Below are 15,995 nucleotides of genomic sequence, written 5' to 3'. Positions count from 1 at the left end.
ATAGCGTTTGGATGTCTATCTCCTATTTGAAAGGGCTTATTAAGAAAAATACGAAAATCCAGTGGACTATCCAGTTATTTAGTATTTGAAGAACAAGATAGCACTCATCTAGTTACACTTGCATAATGTAAGAAAAAGAGAGCATTGATTCTTAGAGGAGGTTTACCACATGATTTTTCCTCCCCCACCGGAGAACCAACAATTGGTCTCCCGTAGCCTTTATTGTGAGGAGACTCAGCAACTGCAGGATGGAATAGCGGAAAATCAAGTGAAAACACAAGCCCTGGAAAAGAAAATCGAAATAATGAAAGAACAAAATCAAAATCTCAGACAACAGATACAAAATCAGCGCACCAGTATGCTTCATAAGCAGAAAAAAATGCTGAAGCATGTAGAGAGTTTGGTTGAAAAACAAGACGATCGAGATCAATTGCTGTTGAACGAAAAACTGCGAATAAATCAGGAAGTTCAAAGGTTGGAAGCCGCCGCTCAAGACCAACAAATGAAAATTCATGATGTCGAAAATCAATTAGCAGAAGCGGCTGTAATGCAAAATCAAAGGGAAGAATATCAACGTCGGCAGTTCAAGGAATTGGGGAATGAACTAGCCATACTACAAGATGTGAAAAGACGTGTGGACCAAAACGAAAAACTCATGCAAGAAGTCGGAAATGAAGTTAGCCAACAGAAACTTCATTTACATGGAATTGATCAAAAGTTTACGGTATTACAGAAGGAAACTGAAGACCTTCATGAAATTGTGCGTACACATGAAAGTAAAATCTATGCCCTGGCAACAGTGTTTAGAGAGTTAATGAGAAGGATGGAACAAAAGATGTTGGGCTGGGTTGTGAATCATAATCTCATCAGGAAGAAATGAATGAGTAGTTAGTAGGGATATACATTTGACGCAGGGCCCCCGACCAAATTGGCTAGGGGGTCCTTTATCGTCATGCTCTAAACTATGCTAAACTAATATGAATATAGTTAAGTGTTGTTGGCGAATAATTCCAGTCATTCTAGAGGTGATTAAAATGAAGTTAAAACCTATTTACGTAGAAATACCAATTCAAGTCCCTATTCAGCGAGTATGGGATGCATCTCAAGAGCCTGACTTGCATGCCCAATGGGATTTGCGTTTTTCTTCGATTAGCTATCTTCCTAAAAATGAAGAAGAGCCTCAATTTTTCACCTACACACGAAAGGTAGGCCCGTTTTTGACGGTGGAAGGTTGGGGGAAAAGCAGTGGTTCGCAGCAATTAAAGAACGGGTCACGAAGCTCGGCTCTTCATTTCGGAACGGATCAGAAAGTATCACCTATACGGGAAGGACGAGGTTATTGGAAGTACGAGCCGGTAGAGAATGGGGCTAGGTTTTTAACGCAGTATGATTATACTGCGAATTTTGGGGGAATCGGTCGCTTATTTGATTTGTTTTTCAGACCGCTAATGGGGTATGCAACGGCTTTGAGTTTTGATGTGTTAAAGAGGTGGTTGGAAAAAGGTGAAGCGCCGGCATCACAATACAGACGTTTCTTTACAACACAACTCCTGACTGTATTCTTTGCTTTCCTATGGGTTTATCAAGGGGTGATGCCTAAACTGGACGCGATGCATCCGCAGGAAAAATCCATGATCGCAAGCAGCTTGTCTCTATCAGATGCGCAGGCGACTTACGCAGTAATCGCTGTCGGGATAGCGGAAGTTTTAGTTGGTTTATTTTGGTTGATTTATAAAAAGAAGCGGCATCTTTTTGTAGTGCAGATTGTCTTTTTTCCTCTTCTAACAATTGCCGCCCTGATCGCTTCTCCTGAAACTGCGATCCAACCGTTTAATCCGGTAACTTTCAATCTGTCCTTGATGATGTTGACTGGGATTGGATTGCTAATGAGCAAAGACATTCCAACTGCTACATCTTGTAAAAGGAAGAAATGAGGTGATGAAGATGACCATATATCAAAAGGTTTTACAGGCAGATTTTTTGCGTCTTCATCCTGAACTTCAAAAAAGATATGATTTTGAAAAAGGTTCTGTCTTTAGAGCTTCAGGAAGAATGGACTCTATACAAGGTGGACCCAGATGGCTTTATCCACTATTTAAATTAGGCGTGAGATGGAAATTGCTTTTTCCCGAGCGAGGACAAGATATCCCCTTCACAATCATTAATTCATCTTTTGTCAATTCAGAAGGAGAACAGCAAATACATTGGGAACGCAAGTTTTTCTTTCCGAAGAAAACGCGCTATTTCAATGCGTTGATGAGTTTAGATGAAAAACGAATGGTTGTGAAAGATTATTTGGGAGAGCCGCATTTACTTTACTCGGACTTGCAATTCACTGTCTCGGATGAAGGAGCATTGGAGATCAATTCAATGGATCAGCGGCTGGTGCTTGGCAAAAAAGAAATCCCATTGCCTCGATTTTTTCAGGGGTTGGCGACAATTGCGGAAACATATGATGATCAATCTGAAGTCTTTCGAATTTCTGTTGTTGTAAAGAACCCTTTAATAGGAAATGTGTTCTCATATGAAGGAGAGTTTACAGTCGATGCCTAATTTCATTTTGGTTCATGTGCTGCTATTCTTTTTCACTGCTGTTTTTAATGTAAATCCTTGGCCATATATCTTGCTGTCCGTTGCACAACTTGTCTATATTCCGATTATGCTGTGGCTTCTATGTAAGGAACGCGATTGGTTTTTCCGAGTCTATCCGTATTTTGCGGTACCGGCTTATGCGGCGGTTGTAATTGAACAAATTACTTCGTCTGACTGGGATATTTTTTTGGCGGCGATCTACCTTTTGTTTACGCTTTACATAGCGCTTTATGGGATATTCCGATTTCTTCATCGAGGGTTTACGAACCTGGAAGAGTTTGCGATCGATATAGGATTGATTTACTTGGCGATGGGTGGAGTTTGGTATTTTGCTTTTATTGCCGAAATTGATTTAGGTTTCAGTCCGTTGCTGACTTGGTTGACGGCTATTCATTTCCATTACTCGGCGTTCCTTTTACCGGTTTTTTCAGGATTGATAGGGCGTCTTCATACTTCGCGTTTGTATAGAAGCTCTACTGCTGCATTACTCGTTGCACCGATGGTTGTGGCGATCGGCATTACGTTTTCGCGATGGATTGAAGTCGGTTCGGTTCTTTTATATGTCTATGGCTTGGCTGGAATCATTTTGATTGCCTGGAAGTTACCTTTTTCGAATTCACTGCAAAAATGGCTAATTCGGATTTCATTTACTGCACTCGCTGTGACGATTTCATTTTCCGCGCTCTATGTACTTAGCAATGGATTTGGGCTGTTTTCTGTCACGATCGACTTTATGCTTCGTTTTCATGGTGTTTTGAACTGCGTCTTCTTTGCTTTACTAGGTATTGTCGGATGGTCTTTAGCTATTCCGCCATCGCGTTTCAAACCACATTCTTTTCCTATTAGTCAGATCCGTGGAAGGCAGTTTGCAGAGAGAATCGGGGAAATCGGAAGACACCGCGGTCTTTCTGATGACTTAAGCGTTTACGAATTAAAGTCAGTGAATCTCTCTTCACAGATTATTGACTTCTATGAAAATACAACGGATTACAGACTTAGAGCTTCCGTCAATTGGCATGCTTGGTTCAAGCCATTTGCATTTCTATATTCATTCATCAGTAAGCGAACACAGCAAATAAATTTGCCTTTTAGCATTAAAAAAGTTGAGATGACTGGAAGTATTTATACTCTGTATGACGGGCTGGATGGGAGAGAAAATGTTCGTGCGTGGGAACGGAAAGTCGTCGACGAAACAATTTTTACGGCTCTTTATTCGCAGCATCAAACAAATGGTCGGATGTATATGAATATCGCGCTGCCTTTGCCTTTTACGACGATGACGGGCATACTGGAGTTATGTTCAGCAGGAGAAGACTTGCGGTTGACGAGCAATCGGTCGGAACCGTCTTCAGATGCAGGTGTATATGTATCGGTAGGCAGTGAGGGGTTATTCAAGCTGCCTTTGCAAGAAGACTTTTTAATTCAGGATGTGGGGAATGGGTATTTAAAAGCAACGCATACTATGCGAATTTTTGCGCTGCCATTCCTGACGATTGAATATTCGATTGATCGATTTTAAGGGGAAAAGAGCGACAGTTTTTAGCAGCTGTCGCTTTTTTTCTTTTATTTATCCGTTGGAGGACCAATCAAAATAGAAGGCTGGATATTAGCAGTCGCCGCTTTCCATTGATTTTCATCCAGACCATACGTATAGGCGAAAACGTCAGCGGGCGTTGCTGTTAAAATGTCTGAACCTAAAATCACTTCGGGTGTATCGGTATTAAAGATTCCTTGTAAGTGGGTATCATCAGTATTTGCGATTTGATAATGCCACCAACCTTGAGGAATATTGACCACCTGTCCTGAGGTGATCTGATAGTGTTGAAACTTTTTCGTGTTAGGATTCATTAATGAAATGGTGGCGGAACCGGATACGCAATAGGTCAGTTCGGATGCATTGGGATGGTAATGGGGCTCGATAATACTGTTTTTGCTAAGGAAGATATCGAGCATTGAGAGGTCGTTCAGTGTATTCAACTGCTGAACGCTAAGAATATTAATGAAGTTTTGTTCATCTTTCTTGAAGAATGTACTTTTATTAACATTCGCAGCATACTGATCGTGATTTGAAATCAGTTAAATCAACCTTTCCATTATACTATTGACCATATCTTTTTTAACAATACCCCGAAAGAATTCACCCTCTTCAAGCGTGTGAAGGGCAATGCCCAACGATAAGAGGGAGATGAATTTCAGTTGGCGATAGCCAAAATACCACTACTTTGTCGTGGTAGAAACAGCTGTTCTTGTAATGTAATGAAGGTAAGTGCCTGTTTTTTATTCAATCTATTTGATGTTGGAGGCCAGTAAGTGGTATCAGGTCCCTAGTATATTTCACTTTATGTTATTCTTTCATCTTCCAAGTTTCTCCACAGGTGATGAGCTTCCCTTGCGATATGTTCCAACAAATCAGGAGGCGATGTTGTTGCGATTGCACATTTTTTGATTAGTTCATCTAACTCCAATTTAAATGCTTCGAGACTCTTAGCTTCTTTAATAATCACTTCTTTAAAATGTGTTAAAACAGGAAGCGTTTCATTGCGAGGTTTACGAATCATTGTTTTGAGAGCGGTTGCCTGCATTAATAGACGCTCAAATTTTTGCATCATATTTGTTACTTCAAAGTTCACTTCATAATTCGAGACGTCTGAATAATGACGAATATAACCCAGATGATCTGCCATTTGTCTTAACCAAAATACGGTTTCGTGGATGATAGCGTCTGACTGTGAAACTTTACCGCCACTTTCCATTAACTTAAAGACCCTTTGAGATTCTTCAGCTTCCCGTACCATGTGGTCAAGAAGGGATACTGGCGTTGAAATAATGACTTCACAATGTAAAGATTTATCCATCGTATGGGCTAACAGACTGTGAAATTCACTTGTGGCATGATGGGCATCAATAAGCAATGTACCAATGTCCTCTTGTCTTGCTTCCGCTCTCTGCCATACTTCCCCCAAACGTTGTATATTGTTTAGGTTTGCACGTGCCAGTTCCATTTCGTAATGGCTTATTTCTCTGTCTAAAAAACGCCCATGATCATAATCATTTCGTAACCAAAATGCAATAATCCCATAGGCATCCCTTTCATAGTTATCTGTGTACGCCAATTCAACACCCCATTCCAAAGTAATGAGTACGGTGCCATGATATGCCTGGCATTTAAATCATATGTTTCGTAAATATATTTGAATAAGCCTATGTTTTGAAACAACTAACGTTGTGTGTTAAACGAAGCTGTGATTGATATGTATTCATATATATGGAAGTTAGTTTAGAAGGAATCTAATGGAAACTGTCGTCCGTTGGTTGAAACATCCACTCATTCATCGAATGCCGTCATACTATAGTAGTAACCGAAAATACGCTAAGAATTCATTTTCGGAGGACTACAAAGAAAGGAGTCGTAGTATGACAAAAAAGCATTGTGCAACATGCAGACAAACCTTACCACCTTGCGCAAATAAAAGTTGCAGATGCAGTGAGAATTCTCATGAAACTAGCTGCTGTGCATGTCATCATCAAAAGGATTGCAGCAATTGTCATCACAGCCATCAATGCTGTGATTGTTGTCGACACCAATCCTGCAGGAAAGCGATCTGTGACGATGACTTCAGACTACGTTTAGGTGGACTGCAAAATGGATTGAATTATCGTCTGAGGCAACTGCTTGGATGTGAGGTGGAAATCCAATTAGAAAATGACGAAGTAGTATACGGAGAAATCTGTTATGTAGGTTCAAACTTTTTAGAGCTACTTGTGGAAGAAAAGAGGCGACCAAAGCCGCGAGATGAGGAGTCTGAAGAAAAATGTGCTGAAACAGTTGAAAAAGCTGAGAAACATCACAAAGAGAAGAAAAAACATTCATTACTATTCTCTTTGGATAAGATTAATAATCTGAAGCATGACTGCGGTTGTCAGAACGCTTGCAATTGTGGTAAATAAAGATTTCGATGGGGGTGATTCGTCATTTCGATTCATCCCATCTTTTTAATTAAAACGAGCTTACGTTAGACTGGAGGCTTAGATTATGGAAGGCATACTAAATATCGGTTCTCAACTCCTGAGCGATCAAACCGATTCTTTAAACTCCAATATACGATATCTGATTCTTTATAAGAAAAATGGTGAAAGATTCGAAGTGATTGGCAGGAATGATGATAAGAAGTGTTTTCCTGCAAATATATTTAAAGTAGAAAACAAGCTGGGGTGTTATGATTGTCTAATTTTAATTCCTATCTATCCCTTCACAAATAAATTATCTTATTCAACCCCAGTTGTTGTTTCCATGTCGTCAATTTGCGGTTATCAATGGATTTGTCCATCCGAAATGAATCATTTTTCCAAGCGGAAGCAAGTCATAACGATAGATGAAGATAGATTGGAAATGCAACATAAAAAAACGAATGTTCCATCCGAATTATTTGATGTTCCCGCCATTCAAGCCAAGGTAGAGATAGGTGAGAATATAATAAAAGAAGCATCAGTCAAAACCGAGGGGACATCTGAAGCTTCAGTCCGCATATACGAGAGGGAAGCCGCGATGAAAAATCCCGTTGAACCTGGTTTTCAAGTGACAAATATCATGAAAGACGCAAAGTCACAGCTTGACCTTCCTCGTTCCCAACAAGAAATCTCAGAACTAAAACAAAAGGAATCACTTCACTCGCAATGTGAACCTTCCGAGCCCACTACTATTATCCCATTCGATAAAATCAAGACCATTACGTTAAAGTGTGAAAGAAAAGAATGAACCCATCATCTGAAGGATTGTATTCTTCTTGGATGATGGGTTTTACTTTGAAGAGACGACACCTTGATATCAGCATAAAAATTTGGAATTAATTATGCTTGATATTTTTTTATCAACGTAATTTTATCTATAGGAATGACTTTCAGTTTCTTATTCGATTCGATTACAATGGTCTCTTTATCTACATCCATCACGAGCCCTTCAATTACTGTATTATCCAAAGTGATTTCAATTATTTTGGCATCCAGCAATAAAAGGTAAATCGTCAATCGTATCTTAAAGAATCTTTGCAATAATTCTGGTGAGGATGCTACGATTTCACCAAAACAAAAAGCTATATCTCTCCTTAAGCAGGAATCAATGTTGAGCAATGAGGGTTCGGTAGTAGGCTCTGCAAACCTTCCGCATGGTTTGACCATATCGATTTGTCTGTAGGGAAGAATGATTTCAACTTTGCCGTCTAATAAAACAACAAAGTCAAAGCCTACAGTCATCACTTTTCCTGTGATGGTTTTTCCTTCGTTCATTATAACTATTACTTTAAGGCCTTCCAGACCAGCAAAAACCTTACGGAAAATTTCTTCAGGTGGCCGGTCTTCTAGGGCTAAATCAAGAAGTAACTCGTTCGCTGCCTTAATTTCTTTCTCCATTTGCTCAAATGATTCAAATGGGAGACAGTTTGTTGGTGAAGGGAAGCGTTCGGGACAGCATCGATCATCAATACAGAAATCTTCAATTGGCTTTTGTTCAACTTGAGGGAGTGTGTGTTCTATTTCTTTCTTCAACTAGTTCACCTCCTTTTTCATTGTTCCTCAAGCGGTGGTAAGTGTTTTTGCAGTTCGGAGTAAACCCTCATGATTCCCCACATGCCCTGCTCAATATCCCATTGAATATTACCTGAACGATACATAAAATCTCCATCAAACCCTAAATAAGCACCAGCGCCTCCCAATAGCTCTAAATCACGCTTTGCACCTGCGACGTTAAATCCGACGAATGATTCCGTGCGTGAATTCATATCTTTCGTATCAAAACGCCAGCGATGTCCGTGAAGATGGAATGTATGCGATCGTCTTCTTTCCGCGGGCGTGACTAAACGAATGGTTACAGGGTCGCCTACATAACTTTCAAACAGCGGAGTAGCTGGATCGTCAAATACCTCGGAGGAAAACAAATCCCGCAAAATGGGATGCTTTCTGTACCGATTAATCAATCTCTCACTTCGATAATTAAAACCGCGAGAACCTTGGTCATAGGTGTCAAGGAGATCTTCTTCGATCTCAGCTGGAGGTAGTATTATGCCATCAACCGGATCAATAATGAGCTGATTGTTCTGGTCAAGCAGTCTCACTCCATCATGCATGACAACCACAAATTCTCTAATGTCAGGCAAAAAAGGATTTCGTAAAATTACGTTTGCGCCTGTCTCCACAGGCTTCAAAGTATAGGGATCCAAATATTCTGTCCATCTTGGTTCAGCGATAAAGGCACCAAATGCTCCCTGCGATTTATGGTTGCGTATATCCGCCATATCCCATAGCCCGCATGCACCTACCGGTATATCAACGTACCAACGATAATTTCTTTTCTCGCCAGGACCGACAGTTTGATCTCCGTTAAATCCGACTGTTTCTCCGGCAGATGTTTTCACATCATAATCGATTAGTTGTGGATGAAGGGATATTCTCAAAGAAGGTGGATAGAATGCCTGTTCCTTTACAGTTGGGTATGGATAAACCCCATCCTTAAAAGGGAATAAATCCATTTTCAACATACTGGTCAATGTTACATCCACTGTATCTCCGACATTGGCTCGGATAATTAGGGGCTCAGGTTTTTTCTTACCTTTTAGAATTGCATCCATATCTTTGCGAAGTGCAAAGATAATGCCGTGTGGATCATGATCACCGAATGAATTGTAGGATATCGGGATTTGGAAAGCGACAATATCAAAATATCGAACGCATCCTTTTTCTACAGGATGGCAAGTAGGATTGTCGGCAGGTGGAGGATTCTTGCCGGTACATTCCGGTAATGGTCTCGAACGTTTTAATGGAGCGGGTCTGTCAGAGAGGGAAATTAGATTAGGTACTTTCTCATCGAAGGCGCGAATCAACCCCCAAAGTCCATTCCATAAATCTTCCTCTGTTTCAAATGCCCATAAATAGTCTCCCACTCTTGGAATAAATGTATCGAATGTAAATGATTCTGAAATTCCAATATGTTGTTGGCAATTATAGTTGGATAGCAAATCACCGCGTTCCCTCAGCCATCTAAGTCCGTGAACATTAAAGCTGTGTGATTCCTCCTGTGCTCCCTGGAGTAAACGAATACGAATAGGATCACCTTCATAGGCGTTAAGAATGGGTGTGTGTGGATCTCCGTGTACATGAGAACTGAAGCTATAGGCTGGATCACAATCCGGTCCTAATCGGAATTGGAGCGGTTCATTTTTATAATTCACTCCAAACAAGCCTGGGTCATCTTGAGAACCAGGAAACTTTGGCGGATTCAACGGTTTCCCATTTTTGTCAAACAACAGGGTAAAGTCTTGTGCGAAAAGGCTGAAATCACGATAATCCGGAATAAGCGGACTAGATACCGTTACCTGTGTTCCGGTATTGACACTTTCACCAGTTTTTGAGTCGAGAAATTTGGCGAATCGTGAATGGACGACCCCGGAGCCAAAAACACCATGCTGCTGATGAGATAAAGGAAATAGATGATCATGGAAAAACCACGCTTTTAATTCCACATCGGCATAATAGGAATATCGAATCGTTTCATTCGGCAAAACACTTGAATCATAGTTCCATCCCACATTTGCTCCATCACAAACGAGAACATCAAATTTAACAAAGTGAATGTGAAAACCAGTTTCATACGTTCTAGTGACTAGCTGAAATGCATCGCCGTCAAGTACATGTGGCAGTCGATTTGTAAAGTTGATATGAAAACACGTATGGGCGGCTGCGTGAATCACTAACGGCTCTGGTTCCTTTTTCCCCGAGCATACGTCTTCCAAATCTTCATCTAAAACATAAATCCGGCCTTTAGGGTCATGCCATCCTTGTTTATTGTATACAAGCGGTAATTCAATTAATGAGATATTAAATTCTTTTACAACTGCATTTTCGGGACAGGGATCGGCAAAAACAACACCAGGTCTTGGGTTAGGAATCGCAGCATGTTGCTCAAGCTTCGTCATTTCACGTCCGCCAATTATGCCTAACGGCGGACGAGGCGCCTTGTTTCCTACCTTTCCTGGAATGAAATTCGGGAATCCAGGTTTTAATTTCGTTGGTTTTGGCGGAGGAGTACGATCGGGTAAAGGCTGCAATGCTTTAATAGGTACTCCGTTCGGGTAACATTGACTGCCGTCCTGAAGTGTATTAAATATACGATTCATCCCCCACATGCCAGCTGCAAAATGCGGATATAGATGGCAATGGATCACGACATCGCCGAAAGAACCTTGTAAACTTCCGAGTCCGTAAAGTGGTTCAATTGTATAATGTGACTGCGGACTAATTGCTTGAGCATCAAAAATTTCAGACGCCAGATCCATAGGGTCGCTAAACCATTGATGCACATGATAATGGAAAACATGAGTTTCTTTTGTTCCGCCATGAAAAAGACGTATTTTTGCAGGGTCTCCTAAATAACCACGCAAAATAGGGGTGGAAGGATCACCAAAGACCCAAGAGTCGTGGTGAACTTCCTCTCCTTCACAGTTTGGACAAACGACTCCTTCTGCAAGTAGCTGCTGCCGTCTGTTTTCCGGCTCGTAACGATAGTTCGCGCCGTGAAATGATTCCTCTTCTTGGTTGGATATATGATTAATCGGTCGATTGCCTGTCAAATCATCTACTTCCATTTCATCATGGAATATCCAAGCATATTCTCGGAATGAAGGTAAGATAGGGTGATGGATATCAGCATACACACCGCTGTTTAGTGTTTTCCCGGTTTCAGGGTCCGTCCACCAAGAAAAGCGCCTTTCCACACACAATCCTCCGAAAAGACCGTTTGAATTCGAACCATTTTCTCCGCTAGAAGGGTTGCCTAAATCCGAAAAGAAGTAATTTCCTTCCTTGACGGCATGAAGTTGGTACAAAATGCTTTCATTTGGAGCAACTGTGCTATCTTTATTCAGTCCTACCTTTGCTCCGTCAGCATGTTGTACGTCATATTCTGCTTCTTGAACATGAATACTGGTAGCGAAAGACAGCTTATTTTCAAATAGAATTTCAACCGTATCTCCTTCATTCGCTCTGATTACTAAAGGCTGTACGAGGTCGACAGGTGTAAATGGATTCTTTTTAATCAAGTCTTTTACCTTTTGTTCATTTTCTTTTAACACATACATATTTGCGTTCGGATTATGGTCGCCAAATTTATTCACTACCATGCGTATAGGAATAGCCACAACATGATATCGTCTCTTCATTAATCCTCCTCATTTCTATCAATCTTTTAAGTCGGGGATTTTCTGACCTATATTCGTTTCAATATAGAAGACTTCAATGGAGTGGATATGAATGAGCCATTCTTTGCCCTCTAATGCAGGAACTGAGGTTGTCAATACATCCAAAACTGCCATGTCCTCTATTACATCTTTAATGATGCCGATAAACATGAAGGGAAATGCCTCAGTCAGAATAAAAACTTTCCGTTTTTTATTTTTCCTGAAGTGTTTAACAATTGCAACATCTCGCGCTATATTGACCATACTTAATGGATCTTCATTATTCATTGAATATCCTCCTTCGTCACGATAATGGAAACGCCAAATCACTAGGGATTTCTGCTGAAAATGCGACAATCTTCTCGAGAGGAATACTTAGTGGGAAGGGGAATTCGTAAAATGGTGCGTTTACCATCTTAATAATCACAGGTGACAGGGTAATATGACTGTCCTTCACTTCCAAGATGGTTCCACAGAAAATGGGGCGAAATACTTGCCCTAGTAAGTTCAGCTGAATCGCTTTCGTAATGACCATCAATTCTTCGCCTTCTATGTTTTTGAGCTTGGCTTTTAGCAGTCTTTGATCCTGTTGTTTCATGTCGATCCCCTCCAATTTTTCGGAAAAACAGACCTCATTATTTCTTTCCAAATGGTAAAAAGCCTTGCCGTAGATGCATATTGAATCTCTATTAATGGAATGATTAGCATCTTATTTGCTAGTTGAAGAGTTAACACTTCTTTATCTGCACTCACTATTTTACCGAATGAAGCTTGATCAGCGGTTTTAACCTCTATCCAAGTACCTTTCCAAGAATGCAAATTTGTTCTTATCGATTCCTCAAAGAACTGCTGTATCAGTGCATCCTTTTTCGTTACGGTTTCTCCGAATCGAAGGATTAGTTTCTCCCTCAGTTGATTGTCATAAATATGATGCTGGTGTGGGTTGGAATAGGTTGGTGTGCCAAATGGAATAGTTGCAGATTCGATAGATGCGAAGGGGAGCCAGATTCGTTTGCGAAGATTGGTCACCATGACAAAGTCTCGTCCTATGGTGGCCACTTTACCTTCAATGGTAGATGTTTTAGTTTCCTCAATCAGAGTAGTAATTACAACTTGTTGGTTGCGTTTCATTTTAAAAAACTTTTTCAAGGTTAATGTTTTTCTATGTGGTTCATATAGGCGAATCAATTTAAACATATTTTGTTGGCTGATATGTTCGTTGAGGATTCTTGTTTCTTCAGCTGATACTGAACTGGTTGGCGATGAAAAGGATGGATTTTCATTTGAGTATTGCTTTTCACTCTTAGAATTTAAGAATCTCTTAATCTTATTCTTCATTACCTTCCTCCATTGTAATTATCGTTAACAGCTTCATATTGATAATATATGGATTAAGCGGGCAACTGTGCAAGATTAGCCAATCGAGCATTGATCATGGTTTTTGCAAGAGCGCTAGGATATTTTCTGCAAGCGCCTCCAAATTGACTGATCTTTGTCCTGTGTTCATATCGTGGTAGGCACGAATAGTGTTTTTTTTATCCAATAAATACATTCTAGTACCGTGAACTATAAAGCCGTCTTGATCTTTCTTGTATACCATTTTAAATTGATTGGTCACTTCTTTAGTATGTTCGGCAGATCCCCTTAAAAAAAACCAGTTACTAGATGAAATGTCTAATTGACTCTTATACTGTTCAATTGTTTCTGCCGTGTCGTTCTCAGGATCCAAGGTAATTAAAACGACATTATATTCATTTTCTCCTACTCCTGCTTCTTGTAATTGTTGTTGAAGCATTTTTAAATCCATTATGGTCATAGGGCACACATCAGGACAGTGCGTATAAAAAAATGTCACCAACTTCGGCTTTTCATCAGAAAAAGTGAATGTCTGACCTTTAGTAGTCGAGAGATGCAGATTCTCTACTTTACCAAGTTTAGGCAGCACCACCGTTTGAGGCCATAAAAAGAGTACTGCAATAAATCCTACTAGAACAAATGACGAGATGATTAGCTTCTTTTTCAAATGAATCCCTCCCTTTACACTCTCAAAGAGTAAAGAACTAGACTGATGACGAATGTTAGAAGTAACGTGGCAAACCCACATATTTGATACATATTCATTAACAGTTGCTGTTGCGATGCAATCGGAATACTGCATAGTTGAGGGTTTTTCAGCACTTCGCCAATCATTAGCCCCATTGAACTTCCGATAATTCCATGATACATACCTACTAAAAGTGAGTGGTATTTTACAAGGGACCCGAACAAAGCGCCAATTAAAATACCGAAAATAGTAGTACACATAAATAGAGTTGATAACTCTGCCGATATGATCAACGAAAAATGAAGTCCAAACAAGAGTGAGGTGATCGAGGTAGCTGTTTTGGTTATGGTGGTTGCGAAACGATCTTCGAATAAGGTTTTCTTTCTTCGTAAAATGAGATAACACAACAATGTAATGGCAAGATTCCAAACGCCAAGACTATAAATGATGACCATATTAAGATTCACGACCTTCTTATTGAAATACCGATTATGATGATCATTAGGAATATCAAGGCTTCCAGAATGACCATAAAATAGACATGCTCTGTCATGATAGCCCCTAGCATTGGAGACATAATACCCGCCATCAGACCATTTATTAATCCTGTTAACATTGTTTGGTAATCAAATAAAGCACCGAAGATTGCTCCAGTTACCATGCCTATGCATGTTGCTAAAATCGTAATAAATGTAAAGTGAAACGGAAATTGAAAAATTAATAAAATGCCCGAGGTTAACGCAATTAATCCACCGGTAACTATGGCTATGTTCATACCTAAATGAAAACCAATCATTCTACGCAACTTAAAAATAAAAATATACAAAAAAATGAACAGTACGAAATTCCCGTATAGTACAGATATAAAGGAAATTCCATGCATTCTACCACCCCACGATAGAATATGCTCCTAACACCCGCAGAGTGATTAAACTAGGGGCATTGCATTGAGATAACCCCTGAAATACTTTTCAATCGAACTACACTTCATGGCGGCAAAGTTGTTTACAGCCCAGTGTATGAATTATTAAACAAGACGTCTTTCTATTTCCGACCATAGCTTTGGTCAGTGAAAGACGTCTAGATGGGACATCTATTGAGGAAGGTAAATGAATTAGCTGTAAAAATTGTTTATGGCTTTTTGGCATCCCAAACCGTACCATTCAAGCGTTTTTCGCTCATCAGTTCACTGACTGTACCGAACGAATAACCTTGTTCTTTAATCTGCATAATCATATCTTCTAAACCTTCTGCAACAGGCGATGTAGGGTGCATCAATACCATGGAGCCGTTTTCGACCTGAGATACTACTCTGTTCACCATCACTGTCGTCGCTGGTTTTTTCCAATCCACCGTGTCGACTGTCCATAAAACTGTATGCATTCCAAGCTGATCGGCGACCTCGACAGTTTGCTGATTGAAACTTCCGCTTGGCGGTCCAAACCACTTTGGCGGATCAATTCCCAATGTTTTTGAAATGATATCATTCGTTTTCCTTAATTCTTCGACCGTTTCCGTTTTGGATTTCTGCTGCAAATCTGGATGACTGTATGCATGGTTTCCGATTTCATGGCCTTCCTCGAATATTAATTTCGCCATATCCGGGTTTTTGCTTACCCAGCTGCCATCAAAGAAAAAAGATACCTTTGTTTGATGTTTTTTCAACACGTCCAAAATGTCTGGAATATATTCATTGCCCCAGGCAACATTAATTAAAAAAGTTACCATTGGCTTTTCAGGATTACCTCTGAATATGGGTTGTGGAGGATTCAAGTCTTCCAAATGAACGCTTGGAGAAATTTCTTGGTAGATGACTTCCGAGGGGTTCAATTCGCCACTGACTTTCATTTTTTTGTAGCTGGCTTTTATATTCACTTCGAGACCATTGTATCCAGGGATTGCTTTCCAAACTCGATCTACTTTTGCATCAACTGCAGGTATCTTATGTCCTTTACTGAATGCTTCCAATTCCTTATAAAGCTCATCTTGGTTGAGCTTCGAAGCAGAAGCCTTACTATTTGGACGTGAATCGATGCCTAAATACTTCGTGGAAACACCCCAGCACAAGATTCCGATACATATGAGAAGAGAAAGTATGCTTAAGTTCTTCACTGTTTTCAACTCCTTTTTGTTAC

Annotated in this window: 17 protein-coding genes and 1 pseudogene; 7 read left to right on the top strand and 11 right to left on the bottom strand. The window is 40.1% G+C overall.

All coding sequences use genetic code 11. The features are described 5' to 3' along the window. Positions 1–304: 304 nt before the first annotated feature. From MKX97_RS11070 to MKX97_RS11055, 4 genes are all read left to right on the top strand, one after another. On the top strand, positions 305–880 hold the full coding sequence (locus MKX97_RS11070) for a hypothetical protein (RefSeq protein ID WP_342535969.1): 576 nt from the start codon (positions 305–307) through the stop codon (positions 878–880). A gap of 154 nt (positions 881–1,034) precedes the next feature. Continuing rightward, complete coding sequence (locus MKX97_RS11065) at positions 1,035–1,934, top strand: DoxX-like family protein (RefSeq protein ID WP_342535968.1); 900 nt, start codon at positions 1,035–1,037, stop codon at positions 1,932–1,934. Between the two features lie 10 nt (positions 1,935–1,944). Continuing rightward, positions 1,945–2,553 (top strand): DUF4166 domain-containing protein, encoded by a 609-nt coding sequence (locus tag MKX97_RS11060; protein ID WP_342535967.1) that lies wholly within the window; start codon positions 1,945–1,947, stop codon positions 2,551–2,553. Next, positions 2,546–4,111 (top strand): YndJ family protein, encoded by a 1,566-nt coding sequence (locus tag MKX97_RS11055; protein WP_342535966.1) that lies wholly within the window; start codon positions 2,546–2,548, stop codon positions 4,109–4,111. Before MKX97_RS11060 ends, MKX97_RS11055 begins: the two co-directional genes overlap by 8 nt. A gap of 59 nt (positions 4,112–4,170) precedes the next feature. Here MKX97_RS11055 and MKX97_RS11050 read toward each other — a convergent pair. Together MKX97_RS11050 and MKX97_RS11045 are read right to left on the bottom strand one after the other, a co-directional pair. After that, positions 4,171–4,668 (bottom strand): annotated as a pseudogene (locus MKX97_RS11050) (cupin domain-containing protein); the annotation flags it as partial. A gap of 263 nt (positions 4,669–4,931) precedes the next feature. Beyond that, positions 4,932–5,705: a DUF2935 domain-containing protein gene (locus MKX97_RS11045; RefSeq protein WP_342535965.1), complete on the bottom strand. Its 774-nt coding sequence runs from the start codon at positions 5,703–5,705 to the stop codon at positions 4,932–4,934. Positions 5,706–6,088: 383 nt separating this feature from the next. Between MKX97_RS11045 and MKX97_RS11040 the strand changes: the two genes are divergently transcribed. The 3 genes from MKX97_RS11040 (at position 6,089) to MKX97_RS11030 (ending at position 7,348) form a co-directional block, all read left to right on the top strand. Further along, the gene (locus MKX97_RS11040) at positions 6,089–6,223 is read left to right on the top strand and encodes a hypothetical protein (RefSeq protein WP_342535964.1); all 135 of its coding nucleotides are present in this window, start codon (positions 6,089–6,091) and stop codon (positions 6,221–6,223) included. A 17-nt stretch (positions 6,224–6,240) separates the two neighbouring features. Beyond that, on the top strand, positions 6,241–6,540 hold the full coding sequence (locus tag MKX97_RS11035; RefSeq protein WP_342535963.1) for a hypothetical protein: 300 nt from the start codon (positions 6,241–6,243) through the stop codon (positions 6,538–6,540). An 85-nt stretch (positions 6,541–6,625) separates the two neighbouring features. After that, on the top strand, positions 6,626–7,348 hold the full coding sequence (locus MKX97_RS11030) for a hypothetical protein (RefSeq protein WP_342535962.1): 723 nt from the start codon (positions 6,626–6,628) through the stop codon (positions 7,346–7,348). 92 nt (positions 7,349–7,440) lie between these two features. Here MKX97_RS11030 and MKX97_RS11025 read toward each other — a convergent pair whose 3' ends face one another. From MKX97_RS11025 to MKX97_RS10985, 9 genes are all read right to left on the bottom strand, one after another. After that, on the bottom strand, positions 7,441–8,133 hold the full coding sequence (locus MKX97_RS11025) for a hypothetical protein (RefSeq protein WP_342535961.1): 693 nt from the start codon (positions 8,131–8,133) through the stop codon (positions 7,441–7,443). Between the two features lie 17 nt (positions 8,134–8,150). Beyond that, a complete protein-coding gene (locus MKX97_RS11020) occupies positions 8,151–11,798 on the bottom strand; it encodes a multicopper oxidase domain-containing protein (RefSeq protein WP_342535960.1) in 3,648 nt (1,215 codons plus the stop codon). An 18-nt stretch (positions 11,799–11,816) separates the two neighbouring features. After that, positions 11,817–12,104 carry a hypothetical protein gene (locus tag MKX97_RS11015; RefSeq protein WP_342535959.1) on the bottom strand — a complete coding sequence of 96 codons (288 nt, stop codon included), beginning with the start codon at positions 12,102–12,104 and terminating at the stop codon, positions 11,817–11,819. Between the two features lie 16 nt (positions 12,105–12,120). After that, the gene (locus MKX97_RS11010; protein WP_342535958.1) at positions 12,121–12,414 is read right to left on the bottom strand and encodes a hypothetical protein; all 294 of its coding nucleotides are present in this window, start codon (positions 12,412–12,414) and stop codon (positions 12,121–12,123) included. Next, positions 12,411–13,154, bottom strand: coding sequence for a hypothetical protein (locus MKX97_RS11005; RefSeq protein WP_342535957.1), 744 nt, complete (start codon positions 13,152–13,154; stop codon positions 12,411–12,413). Before MKX97_RS11005 ends, MKX97_RS11010 begins: the two co-directional genes overlap by 4 nt. A 94-nt stretch (positions 13,155–13,248) precedes the next feature. Further along, positions 13,249–13,839 (bottom strand): SCO family protein, encoded by a 591-nt coding sequence (locus MKX97_RS11000; protein ID WP_342535956.1) that lies wholly within the window; start codon positions 13,837–13,839, stop codon positions 13,249–13,251. A 14-nt stretch (positions 13,840–13,853) separates the two neighbouring features. After that, a complete protein-coding gene (locus tag MKX97_RS10995) occupies positions 13,854–14,327 on the bottom strand; it encodes a hypothetical protein (protein ID WP_342535955.1) in 474 nt (157 codons plus the stop codon). Continuing rightward, positions 14,324–14,743, bottom strand: coding sequence for a hypothetical protein (locus tag MKX97_RS10990; RefSeq protein ID WP_221836303.1), 420 nt, complete (start codon positions 14,741–14,743; stop codon positions 14,324–14,326). Before MKX97_RS10990 ends, MKX97_RS10995 begins: the two co-directional genes overlap by 4 nt. A gap of 248 nt (positions 14,744–14,991) precedes the next feature. Beyond that, complete coding sequence (locus MKX97_RS10985) at positions 14,992–15,972, bottom strand: polysaccharide deacetylase family protein (RefSeq protein WP_342535954.1); 981 nt, start codon at positions 15,970–15,972, stop codon at positions 14,992–14,994. Between the last annotated feature and the right edge of the window lie 23 nt (positions 15,973–15,995).

Origin of the sequence: Sporosarcina sp. FSL K6-3508 (assembly GCF_038615825.1) — a bacterium.
Lineage (GTDB): Bacteria > Bacillota > Bacilli > Bacillales_A > Planococcaceae > Sporosarcina > Sporosarcina newyorkensis.
This window is presented reverse-complemented; position numbering and strand designations above follow the sequence as displayed.